The organism is Cetobacterium sp., assembly GCF_051658645.1.
GTDB lineage: Bacteria > Fusobacteriota > Fusobacteriia > Fusobacteriales > Fusobacteriaceae > Cetobacterium_A.
This window is the reverse complement of record NZ_JBOFMZ010000052.1, coordinates 1-12,056: the sequence shown is the minus strand read 5'-3', so window position 1 is coordinate 12,056 and position 12,056 is coordinate 1. Positions and strand designations below refer to the sequence as shown.

Below are 12,056 nucleotides of genomic sequence, written 5' to 3'. Positions count from 1 at the left end.
AAGAATTGTTCGTTAGCTCTGAAAACCAAAGAGCTGATTATCCAAGATTCTTTAGAAAATTATCAACTAAACTCGCTAAAGCTGCGAGAGAACTATCTCGTAAAGTTAAATTCTCTAATAGCTGGAATAGGGCTAAACTAAAAGTTGCTAAAATCCACCAATCTATTAAAAACAGTAGAAAAGATTTCCTTCATAAATTATCAAGAGAATTGGTTACAAAGTATAATGCTATTATCATAGAAGATCTCAATATGAGAGGTATGAGTAGAGCATTAAACTTTGGTAAATCTGTCACTGATAACGCATGGGGTAAATTCACAGTTATGCTAGAATACAAAGCTATGTTTTTAGGTAAACAGGTTATAAAAATAGATAAGTGGTTTCCATCTTCAAAAACTTGCTCAATTTGTGTAAATATTAAAACAGAATTAGCATTGTCAGAAAGAGTCTATAAGTGTGAGCATTGTAACTCTGAGATAGACCGAGACTTAAATGCGAGTATAAACATTCGTGAAGCTGGTAGAACTCTACTAGCTTATTAAAATATATGAGGAGAGGGACTCTCCGTTGAGCGTGGTCAATATATTTTAGGTTGCTAAGATACTTCCCACGAAGCCCCACCGGGGTAGTTCACATAAACTTGTAAATAAAGGTGAAACTTTAAAAAGAGTATTAAAAGAAAAAGGAATAGAGATGTCAGAGTGTATAGCTTTTGGAGATGCACAAAATGATATAGAGATGTTGAAGGCTGTAGGAGTTGGTGTTGCAATGGGAAATGCCCATGAAAGTTTAAAACAATCTGCAGATTATATAACAGATACAAATGATAATAATGGTGTTGCAAAATTTTTGAAAAATATATTAAGTAAAAAAACTGGAGAGTAATTTGATTACTTTCCAGTTTTTTTATCAATTAACCTTAAACAAAAATTTCAATTCCTTCGTTATCTATATCTTCTTTGAAAATAGAATCGCTGATTTTAGAGTAATCAATAATATCGACAGTGTATATAATTGAGCTTTCATCAAAATAATCTTTGATTAGATATAAAATATCTGACACTTCACCTTTTAAAGCTATATCAATATCTGAGGTTTTTCGAAAATCTCCTCTAGCTCGAGAACCAAAAATTATAATCTTATCAATTTCAGGAAAAAGATAATAAAGTATTTTTATTTCATCAATTTCAGTTTCATTTAATCCAAATTTCATTAAAATTCACTTCTTTTTAAAAAATCTAAAAGTAGATTAAGTTCATTTAAATATTTTTTAGTTATATTTTCATAAATGCTGTCAGCCATAGATTGAGAGTAAATATGAGAAGTTAAATTTCGATCTTCTATCATTTTAATCCAGAGGTTTCCATCTTTTAGAATACCTATTTTAAAAGCTTCTCTAACTACACTTTTAGGAGTTGTAAAGTTATCAATTCCTTCGTTGTTTAAATATGTTTTTAAAAGTTTCCATGATAACTCTAAAGAAAATTCAAATCTTTGAATAACTCCATCTTTTAATGTTGAAAGTGAAATTTGTTCGCTATCTTTTATAGCTTCTTTTAATCGAGATATTGCATTTTCTAAATCACTTATTCTTTCATTCCATCTTTTCGCCATAAAATCTCCTTTTTTTAGCTTTATTATATCATATTTATAGATGGGATTTTAAATTTTTGAAATTTTACCAGCTCTTAGAGTAATTAAATTAGCTAAAAAAGCGAATATCAAAATATAGTTAGAATTAGCACCACCGTAAATTTTACCTAAAAGTGCAATACTACCACCTAAAACAATAGCAGTTAGAACAAAACGCTGATCAAATCTATATCCAAGAATTCCTGCAAGTGAAGGTATTATAACCGCACCAGAATAAACAGAAAGAGCAAGTAATAAAGAACTTAGTATAAATTTAAGTTTCAATGCAACTAATATACTAAAAATACCAAATATAGCTATAAAAATACGAGTTAATTTTATAGATTTATCTTTTTTTAAATTTTCTGTGAATATTTCAGTAAAAACAGAAGCAGATGTAAGCAAACAAGTGTCAGCAGTAGATATTATAGCTGATAATAATCCAAAATAAAGTATTAAACTAATACTTTTTGGTAAAGTGTTAGCAGCTACATACAACAATGGAGATTGTCCTGATACTAGGTTTGGGTAAGCACCTGCAGAATAAATTCCAATTCGAGTTAAAATAAAAGCTAGAGGAATTAAGATTAGTATGCTTATTACAATAGATTTTTTAGCTACATTAATACTTTTAGAGCAGAAAATTCTAGAATATATATCTGGTCCAACCAAGAATGTAGATGAATAAGTTAGGATTAAAACAATTAAATCCAATCCATTAAATTTTTCATTAAGAAAAGCTGGTGGCACATAGTTTAAATTAAAACTTGGTAAAAATAAATAGCACAAAATAACTCCTAATAGTATAAATATTAGTTGAATACAATCAGTTTTTATTATAGATAGTTGTCCACCTAAAATTGTGTATATAATGAAAACAACACCACTTATAAGAACATTTTGGAAGTAGCTAAAATTACCAATAATTCCCATAATTTGAGCAGCTCCCATAATTTGAGCAGCGACAATTCCGATCCAAGCAACAGAAATAATAAAAGAGCTTAAAACCCTTACCTTATCTCCGTGAAATTCACCTAAAAGTTCTGGTAAATTATAGCCTTTAAATTTTTCGAATCGATTTAAAAGCGGTAAAAGTAAAGCTAATCCAAGAGCAGCACAAAGTAACAACCAAACACCAGCCCAACCAATCGAGTATGTTGAAGATATATTTCCAAGAATAGCAGAACTTCCAAGAATAGTAGCAAGTAAACTTCCTGTTGTTTGAAAAACATTTGCTTCTCTATTTGCAACAAAAAAATAAGAACTACTTTTCACCTTTTTAAAAGAGTTATAACCAATTGCTAAAACTCCTATAAAGTATAAATTTAAGAAAATATTTTCTAACATAAACTAGCTCCTTTTGATAATCTTTTTAAATAATCTAAATTATTCATTATAGAATTTATTATATTTGATATAAGCTCATTTCTATTTATATTAGGTTCTTCATTCGTAAAAATAGAACCTACTTTTTTTGATAAATGTTCTGGAAAATTAATACTATTAAAGTTTATTCCAACTCCAATAATAATATTTTGAACACATTTGCTTTCTAACTCTGAAACAATTTCTGTTAAAACTCCACCTATTTTTTTATCTTTTAAAAAAATGTCATTTAATTCTTTTACAGTAGTTTTCTTTTTACACATATCTTCTATAGTTTCAGTTATAGAAGTTGCGGTCATAGTTATTAATTTTGATGAATCTTCTATAGATAGAAAAAAATCAGGGTTTAAAATAATACTCATATATATTCCAGAATCTTTAGGTGAAAAAAAGTGCCGTCCTGCGTGTGCACGTCCAGCGGTTTGCTCATTTGAAATAATTACAGTGCCATGAGATGGATTTTCCAATAAAAGTCTTTTTGCTTCAATATTTGTTGAATCAACAATATTTTTAATTTTAATTTTATTTGAATACTTTAGATTTTTTTGAATCTCTATTAATGAAAGGGTATTACTATTTTTTGGGATACAATGCCCTTTTTTATTAAGAGAATAAATTGTATAACCGTTTGTTTTAAGGTCTTTAATAACTTTAGAAACAGCTGCTCTTGATATATTAAGCGCTTTTCCAATCGTTTCACCAGATATATATTCTCCTTTTTTTGTTTCAAGTATTGAAACAATCATTTCTTTTGTAGACATATATTACTCCTTTAATCAAATTTCTTTTATTTTAAACTTTAAAATAAAAAATGTCAACTCTAATTTTACATAGAGTTGACATTCTTAGTTTTTTTAATCGTTGTGTTTTTCTGTAATACTAGTTATACGAGCTTCATTATACTCATAATCTTTAAATTTAACTTTGTAGAAAGTAGCATATATAACTGGTATAACTGCTAAAGCTAAAACAGTATCAGTTGCTAATCCAAATATAAGTACTACAGCAAGCGGTTGGAACAGAGGCCCTCCAAAGAAGTATAAAGGCATAAGTCCAGCTAAAGTTGTAGCAACAGTTAAAAATATAGGTCTTAGTCTTGATTGACAACCAGAAACGATTGCATCGTGATCAGTAAGCCCAAGAGCTTTTTCTGAGGTCATTTTGTCGACGAGGATAATCGCATGGTTTAGAACAACTCCAGCAAGTGAAATTATACCAACCATTGCCATAAATCCAAGCTGCGTGTTTGTAACTATTAAACCAATTGCTATTCCTAAAAGAGAAAGAGGAATAACCAACATAATTGTAAGTCCTTTTTTAACAGAATTAAATTGACCAACAACTAAAACGAACATCATAAGTATTGCAACTGGAACTTGTGCAAACAGTGCGTTTTGGTTTTCTGAAGATGTTTTCATAATACCAGCAGGATAGTATTTGATATCAGAACCCCATTCTTTTAATTTCTCTTTAATCCAAGGCTCAATCTGTTTATTAACTTCAAGAGCAGTTGTATCTAGAGCAACAGCAGCATCAACTTGAATTGAATAAGCCAAGTTTCTAGTACTAACATAGAATGGACGATAGTCTAATTTAATATCTGCTATCTGTCTTAATGGAACAGCTTCACCTTTTGAATTTATAAGTTCAATTGATTCAATTGATTTTATATCATCTTTATAAGTTTGTTCACCTTTTAAAATAATTGGCACTAAACTACTTTGTGGTGGAGCATTAAAATCTCTAAACGCAGTAGCTGTATAGCCTTGTAAAACAAACTGTAGAACTTTACCGATACTATCATTAGTAAATCCAGCTAGTTGTGCTTTTTCTTGATTTATTTCAATTTTAATATCAGGAACATCATTTCCCCAAGCATCAGAAACATCTAAAGCTCCTTTTGTTTCAGATAATTTTGCTTTTAGCTCTGCAGCAGCAGCTTTTAATTTAGGAATATCATTTGATGCTAAAACATAACCTAAATCTTTTTCTAAAGTAACTCCACTTGCTAAACCTTTTGAAATTACATCAATGTTTGGATATTTTGTTTTTAGATAATTATTTACTGATTCTGAAATTTCTGGAATAAGTTTATAATCTGTTAAATTATAAAGAATATATGCATATTCAGTTAATCTAGTTTCTGGAGTGTATCCTGTCGCGAATTTAGTGGCTCCTCCACCAACAAATGATCCCCAACTTAATACTCCAGGATTTTTATATACAGAAGATGTTCCACCAGTTGTAATAGAATCCCAAAGTGTTGGTGGAAGACGATCTTGTTCACCTGTAGCAAAATTAGTTTTTATATAGTTATTAGCATCTTTAATTACCTCTCTTGTGTAATTGATATCAGAACCTTTTGGTAATCTGATAAAAGTAGACATAATTGGATCTGTTGATGCTGGCATAAAGTTACTTGGAACAAGTCCTAAAAGAAATAGTCCTAAAAATAATGAAGCAACAGAAGTTATTAAAGTAATTTTTTGATTTTTTAATACTTTTAATAAAACACCTCTATACATTGTATAAGCTTTATTATTTAAATTTTGCTTTGCTCCTTCTTTTATTTTGATAAAATCATAACAAAGTAAAGGAATTAAAGTTTGATTTATAATCCAAGAACCAAAAAGTGCTAAAGCAACAACAATAGTTAAAGGACCAACATACTCTCCCATATCCTCTTTGTTTAATAAAATTGGAGAGAAAGCCATAATAGTTGTAATTGAACTAACTAGTAATGGTATTGACAGTGTTTCAGCAGATTCTAAACACGCAGTCAAACGATCTTTACCATTTTCCATCAGAACAATGATATTCTCTGACATAACAACAGCATTATCAACAAGCATTCCTAAAGCGATAATAAGTCCTGCTAGAGTGATTTGATTTATTCCATATCCCATATAGTAAAGTCCTATTAATGTAAATGCTATAGATGTAGGAGTTAGTGCAGCTACTATAAATCCAGATCTCACACCTAAGAATGCAAGCATAACTAAAACTATTATTACAATAGCTTGAACTAAACTAGCAATAAATGATGTTACTTTTACTTGAACTAAATCAGGCTGATAATAAATCTCACCAATTTCTAATCCAACAGGTAGTTTATTTTTAAATTGAGATAAAGTTGATTTAATACCGTCACTCATAACTAAAATATCTTCTCCAGCTCCAAGAGAAACTCCAAGAGTGATTGCATTGTTTCCATTAAAGTCAATTGAATAGTTTGACGGTTCGACATAATCACTGTATACATTAGCAATATCTTTTAAATAAAGATTTGATTTTCCATCACTGCTTGTAATAACAGCATTTTTAATATCTTCAATTTTTTCAAAATTTCCAGATGGGTTTAATTTAATTCTACTGTTATTTATAACTAAATCTCCACCTTTTATAATGATGTTTAAATTTGATAATGTAGATAAAATATTTTCTAGAGTAACCCCTGTTTGAGATAAAAGGTTGTTATCGATATCAACATAGATAGCTTCATTTTGTACTCCAGAGATATCTATTCTTCCAATTTGAGGAACAGAGAATAATAAAGAATCTTTTAATTGTGCAGCGGTTTTATAAAGTTCAGCATTTGAATATCCATCTCCTCCAATAGCAAGCATTGTTCCATAAACATCACCAAAATACGTGTTTATTTGTGGAGTTGCAACTCCTGCAGGAAGTGAAGGAACAACAAAAGTATTAATACGATCTCTTAACTCTTGCCATACTGGTTTTAAATCTTTGTATCCACTTTTAATGTTTACATAGACACTAGATTGTCCGTCTACATTTTTAGATTCTACATATTTAAGAGAATCCATATTTTGAACTTGGTCAGTTATTCTCTTACTTACTAAATCAGCCATTTGCTTTGCTGTTGCACCTGGCCAACTTGTACTAATCAAGGCGACTTTTATAGTAAATCCAGGATCTTCTGATTTTTCTGATTTTGTATATGACATATATCCAAATATAAGCAGTAGGATAAAAATCATATAGGCAGTTACTTTATTTTCAATTGCGAGTTTAGTTAACTTCATACTAAATCTCCCCTTTTATAAGAGAAACCTTTTGATTTTCTTTTACTATGTTACTTCCTTTTGTGATTATAGAATCTCCATCTTTTAAACCACTTAAAATGATAACACCGTTACTTGATGGAGACTCAGATATTTCAACTTTTTGTTTTTGAGCAGTTCCAACATTACTCTCAATATCTTTGATAATATAAACATATTTTTCATTGTCTGAACCAGTTACTATTGAGCTTATAGGAACAGAAATAATTGGTTCAATACCTTCAACAGTATCAATAATTACATTTGCAATCATACCTACTTTTACATCTGGACTTAATTCTGTTATTCTTGCTTTTACAGGATATGTACTACCAAATCCAACAGAAAGTGTACCGATGTTTGTAATAATACCTTTTACTTTTTTATTATTTAGAGATGTAATTGATATATCCACAGATTGACCTTGAGATAGAGATCCAATAACAGATTGTGAAACATTGAATTCAACGCTTGTATCTCCATCACTACTAAGTACAAAAACAACAGTCTCTGGACTTACAACTTGATTTACTTCACTTTTAACTTGTCCGATAGTTCCAGATTGAGGAGCTTTTAAAAATGTATAATCCAGTTTTAATCTTGAAAGATTATTAGCTTCTTCTAAAGCTTTTAAGTTTGATGCAGCTGATTTGTATTGTGCAATAGCACTGTCATAAGAAGCTTTTGAAATACTATTTTCTAGATAAAGAGCTTCTGATCTTTTAAAGTTAGCACTTGCTTCTGCAGCAGCTGCATTTCCTTTTGCAGAGTCAGCTAAAGATTTTTCAAGATTAAGTTTATATTCAATAGGATCTATAGTAGCTAGAATTTGACCTTTTTTAACAGTATCTCCAAGTTGAGCAATTCTATTACTGATAGTTCCAGAAACTCTAAAGCTTAAATTAGAAAGAGCTTCTGATTTTATAGTTCCAGAATAAGTTCTAATAACACTGTTTTCTTTTGATTTTACAACTTCAAAGACAACTGGCTTTATTTCTGGTGCTGTATTTTCGACCTCTTTTTTTCCACAACTTAAAATAAGTAATAGACTGGCAATGATTAAAAATTTATTTTTCATAATTATCCTCCTGATTTTCTAACTCTTTTTGAAGTTTTGAACGTAAGTATTGCTTTTCAGAATCACTTAAGATAATTGAAGACTTACCATAAAGATTTTCAAGTTTTAATGTAGAGTTAATCAAGTTAAAACTTTGGATAACATGATTTAACTCTTGAGTAAGAGCATTGTTTTGTGCTGATAAAAAATCAGTTATAGAGATGCTTCCCTCGGCATAAAGATTTTTAACAATACTTAAGTTTTTTACAGCGACATCAGAAGATACTTTAGTTGTGTAACTTTGAACATAATTTGTAAGAAGTTCAGTATAAACTTGAAGAACCTCTTTTGTTAAATTATTTTCATACGAAAGTTTATTATATTCTAATGATTTTAACTCACTTTTAATTTTTTGATTGTTATAGTAAATTTCACCACCACTTATAATAGGAAGTGATACTCCTACTCCAGCTTCCCAATACTCATCTGGGAAATTACCGTTTGAATTTTTACCCCAAGGTGTTACAACGTTATTTTTATTATAGTTTCCAAAAGCTTGTACAGTTGGAATAAATCTTTCTCTTTTATTTGAAGTAAGTTCTCTTTCTTTTCCTTTTATGCTGTTTTCAATTTGCTTTAAAGAATTTGAATTAGTCATCGCTTCATTTATTATAAAATTCTCAATCTTTTTTGATCTTTCAGAACCAAAAGTAAAACTTTTACCAATGTTAGTGCTTAATAAAAAATAGTTTTGAATACTTTCAATCGGTTCGTATGAGTATTGATTATCTTTTGAATAGTTTAATAAGCTATTCAAATTAATCTCTTGAGAACGAAGTTCTCCTTTTACATTTGCAATGCTTGATAAAGCATTTGCTACGTCTGACTGTAATCTATAAACGTCTTGTAATCCTCCAGCACCAACGTTATAGTTTATTTTAGCAACATCAAGAGTTTCTCTTAATAAATCATAGTTGCTCATCTGTATTTTCAATTGAGCATTTAATTGAAGTATATTAACATATGTAGAAGATACATAATAGATTGTATTTAGCTGTTCTTGTTCATATGCTTTTCTGCTTGAATCTAAAGCTAATTTCTCTATAAATACACTTGCGTTTATTTGATCACTAAAAATAACTTGTGAAAGTTGTAAATATGAGTTTACACTGTTTGCTGGAGCACCTGCAATTGAGTTCGCTGAACGATCGTCTAAAGCAGTGTAGTTCATATTACCTGTTAATCTTGGTAATCTTTTTGAATTTTGAACTTTTGAACTATAATGACGAGTTAAAACGTCTTGTTTTGTTTTTAATAAATCTAAATTTCCATCTAAAGATCTATTTACAGCTTCTTTAAGTGAAAGTTTTTCATTCGATTTTTTAGATTCATTTATATGAGATATCTCTTGTAAAAATGTTAAATTAGGAAAAAGTCCAATTTCAGATGCAACATTTGAATTTAAATAGATATCTTTTCTAGGTTCATTTACCTCTACTATTTCACCCATACCTTTATTTGTTTTAAAGAACATATAGTTTAATGAAGCTGCTCTTATTCTTTTTCTAAACTCTTTTTCTAAGTTTAGATTTGCAAAAGATTCTTCAATAAGGTCTTCGTTAAAATCTATCAGGAAAGATGGAACTTTTCTCGTTTTTGCACTTATAAGATTTTCTCTAGATGAGCTCATAACATTAACCTTTATTCCAGGAATAGAAGTTTTTTTCTCGAGTTCTTTTAAATTGTTTTTGTCAGTGTTAGAGATTAAAACATCTAACTCTGTAACACCGTTTAGCTCTTTAAAAGGACTAAGTAGTGAGTTTAAATTTAAATTACTATAGATATAGTTTATATTTTTATCAGTAGATCGCTTTTTAGTTCCAAATCCAAGCGGGATTGAATAAAACTTATCTTTTCTAAAATTTTTAACTTCTTCAAATGAAGCACAAGTTAAAATAAAAATCCCATCAATTTTAGGATTGCTATTTAATTTTTGAATTCCATCTCCAATATTGTGGTCTGTTAAATAAAACGTTTCTAAAATTTTTGGTGAAAAATCTGTCCCTGCAAAATTTTTCGCTAGTTCTTCGTTTAAAATATCTGTTGTTATTTCAGCGTGGTTTGAATTTTTTTCTAAAATAACTCCAACATTAAGAACTTTTGCAAATGCAGAGAAGTTAATAAGAAAAATTAATAAAAGTATTTTTCCCATGAATTAAGCCTCCCTTAAAAATTAATATATTATTATGTATCCTTAAAATCTATTCTATTATTAGTTAAAGAATCCTTTAATAGTTTTTAAGATACTTTTGAACAGAAATTATAATATCCTCAATACAGCCCGCTGAAAAAGGTGATTTTAATTTTGCAACTTTTAATAACTCTAAGAATGATTTTGTTCCACCTTTGTCACAAAGATTTAAATAGTCTTTCCAAGCGTTTTTATAGTCTTCATTCATTTTTTCCCAAAACTGCAGAGCACAAATTTGAGCTAAAGTATAATCGATATAGTAAAATGGCATCTCAAAGATATGTGCTTGTCCAAACCATGCAGTTCCTGTTTCTAAAAATGAATTTTCCGAGTAATTAGAATGAGGTTTATAAATTTTTTCTAATTTTTTCCAAGTTGATTTTCTTTCAGCAATACTTAAGTTAGGATTTTCATATATTGCATGTTGAAAATGATCTACAAGAACTCCGTAAGGAATAAATTTTAAAGCAGATTCCAAGTGAGATTGCTTATATTTTTTAGCGTCCTCTTTAAAGAAGTTTTCCATCCATTTCCAAGAGAAAAATTCCATACTCATAGAATGAATCTCAGAGCTTTCATAAGTAGCCCATAACAGCTCTGGAACTTTTATCCAGCTAGATCTATAAACTTGGAAAGCGTGGCCTGCTTCATGTGTTAAAACGTCTATATCACCACTTGTTCCATTAAAGTTTGAAAATATAAATGGTGAATTGTAATCAGGAATAAAAGTACAATATCCGCCACCAGCTTTACCTGGTTTAGTAGTTAAGTCCATCAGATCATTATCTATCATAAAATCTATAAACTCACCTGTTTCAGGAGACATTTCATGATACATTTTTTTACCTTCTTCTATAATCCACTCACTATCGCCTTTTGGAACGGGATTTCCATCATTAAATTCAAATTTTTCATCATAATATTGAAGAGAATCTAAATTTAATCTCTTTTTCTGCTCTTTGTATAATGATGTTGCTAAAGGAACAATACTTTTTAGAACTGATTTTCTAAAATCAGCGATCATTTCGGCATTATAATCAACTCTATTCATTCTTAAATATCCTAGCTCTACAAAGTTTTCAAAGCCTAGCTTTTGAGCTATTTTAACTCTTATTTGAATAAGAGTATCAAAGATAGAATCAAATTTATTTTCATTCTCCATGAAAAATGCTGATTTTGCTGATGAAGCTGATTTTCTAATACTTCTATCTTTTGATAAAAGATATGGTGTCATACTAGAAAGATTTTTTTCACCACCATCAAAAAGAATCTTTGCAGAAGCTAAAAGTTTTACATACTTTGAAACCTCTTTGTTTTCTTCTTGCAAATCTTCAATAATTTCTGGTGAGAAAGTTTTTAAACTGTTTTCGACCAATTTAAAAAATTGTTCTCCATAATGCTTTACAAGTTCATCTTTGTTTTTTAAGTTTACTAAAACTTCATAAAAATTAAAGTCTAACTCTTCATACAGTGGTGATATTTCATCCCAGTATTCATTTTCATCGTCGTAAAACTTGTCTTCTGTGTTTATTGTATGTCTTATATTTGCTATACTAGACATTGACGAGATGTTGTTTCTGATTGAATTTATTTTATCAATAATTTCAATTGTACTTTTCAAATCTTTTGAATCTTTTAAACTCATTATTAAGTCTGTTAAAGTTAA

General features: G+C 29.2%; 10 protein-coding genes. 2 read left to right on the top strand and 8 right to left on the bottom strand.

Features of this window, described 5'->3' with window-relative positions; all coding sequences use genetic code 11:
* Both ACRCZX_RS06340 and ACRCZX_RS06335 read left to right on the top strand, forming a co-directional pair.
* The coding region (locus ACRCZX_RS06340; RefSeq protein WP_438582087.1) for an RNA-guided endonuclease InsQ/TnpB family protein at positions 1–542 on the top strand (542 nt) is incomplete at its 5' end.
* Between the two features lie 58 nt (positions 543–600).
* A complete protein-coding gene (locus ACRCZX_RS06335; protein ID WP_438582088.1) occupies positions 601–885 on the top strand; it encodes an HAD family hydrolase in 285 nt (94 codons plus the stop codon).
* A 34-nt stretch (positions 886–919) separates the two neighbouring features.
* Here ACRCZX_RS06335 and ACRCZX_RS06330 read toward each other — a convergent pair whose 3' ends face one another.
* The 8 genes from ACRCZX_RS06330 to ACRCZX_RS06295 all read right to left on the bottom strand — a co-directional run.
* Entirely contained in the window at positions 920–1,213 is a 294-nt protein-coding gene (locus ACRCZX_RS06330; RefSeq protein WP_438582086.1) for a nucleotidyltransferase family protein, read from the bottom strand.
* Entirely contained in the window at positions 1,213–1,614 is a 402-nt protein-coding gene (locus ACRCZX_RS06325) for a nucleotidyltransferase substrate binding protein (RefSeq protein ID WP_438582085.1), read from the bottom strand. The genes ACRCZX_RS06330 and ACRCZX_RS06325 overlap by 1 nt, the downstream gene beginning before the upstream one ends.
* Before the next feature lie 48 nt (positions 1,615–1,662).
* Positions 1,663–2,979: a sodium:solute symporter family protein gene (locus ACRCZX_RS06320; protein ID WP_438582084.1), complete on the bottom strand. Its 1,317-nt coding sequence runs from the start codon at positions 2,977–2,979 to the stop codon at positions 1,663–1,665.
* Positions 2,973–3,779, bottom strand: coding sequence for a biotin--[acetyl-CoA-carboxylase] ligase (locus ACRCZX_RS06315; protein WP_438582083.1), 807 nt, complete (start codon positions 3,777–3,779; stop codon positions 2,973–2,975). Before ACRCZX_RS06315 ends, ACRCZX_RS06320 begins: the two co-directional genes overlap by 7 nt.
* Before the next feature lie 93 nt (positions 3,780–3,872).
* Positions 3,873–7,064 (bottom strand): efflux RND transporter permease subunit, encoded by a 3,192-nt coding sequence (locus ACRCZX_RS06310; RefSeq protein WP_438582082.1) that lies wholly within the window; start codon positions 7,062–7,064, stop codon positions 3,873–3,875.
* A 1-nt stretch (position 7,065) separates the two neighbouring features.
* Positions 7,066–8,160, bottom strand: a complete 1,095-nt coding sequence (locus ACRCZX_RS06305) for an efflux RND transporter periplasmic adaptor subunit (RefSeq protein ID WP_438582081.1) — start codon at positions 8,158–8,160, stop codon at positions 7,066–7,068.
* The gene (locus ACRCZX_RS06300; RefSeq protein WP_438582080.1) at positions 8,150–10,351 is read right to left on the bottom strand and encodes a TolC family protein; all 2,202 of its coding nucleotides are present in this window, start codon (positions 10,349–10,351) and stop codon (positions 8,150–8,152) included. The genes ACRCZX_RS06305 and ACRCZX_RS06300 overlap by 11 nt, the downstream gene beginning before the upstream one ends.
* 76 nt (positions 10,352–10,427) lie before the next feature.
* Positions 10,428–12,056: M3 family oligoendopeptidase (locus ACRCZX_RS06295; RefSeq protein ID WP_438582079.1), on the bottom strand; the 1,629-nt coding region annotated here is incomplete at its 5' end.

Excerpts from the sequence above, each read along its gene's own strand:
- ACRCZX_RS06305 (WP_438582081.1), bottom strand. The coding sequence starts at position 8,160 with ATGAAAAATAAATTTTTAATCATTGCCAGTCTATTACTTATTTTAAGT.
- ACRCZX_RS06310 (WP_438582082.1), bottom strand. The coding sequence starts at position 7,064 with ATGAAGTTAACTAAACTCGCAATTGAAAATAAAGTAACTGCCTATATG.
- ACRCZX_RS06320 (WP_438582084.1), bottom strand. The coding sequence starts at position 2,979 with ATGTTAGAAAATATTTTCTTAAATTTATACTTTATAGGAGTTTTAGCA.
- ACRCZX_RS06300 (WP_438582080.1), bottom strand. The coding sequence starts at position 10,351 with ATGGGAAAAATACTTTTATTAATTTTTCTTATTAACTTCTCTGCATTT.
- ACRCZX_RS06315 (WP_438582083.1), bottom strand. The coding sequence starts at position 3,779 with ATGTCTACAAAAGAAATGATTGTTTCAATACTTGAAACAAAAAAAGGA.
- ACRCZX_RS06325 (WP_438582085.1), bottom strand. The coding sequence starts at position 1,614 with ATGGCGAAAAGATGGAATGAAAGAATAAGTGATTTAGAAAATGCAATA.
- ACRCZX_RS06330 (WP_438582086.1), bottom strand. The coding sequence starts at position 1,213 with ATGAAATTTGGATTAAATGAAACTGAAATTGATGAAATAAAAATACTT.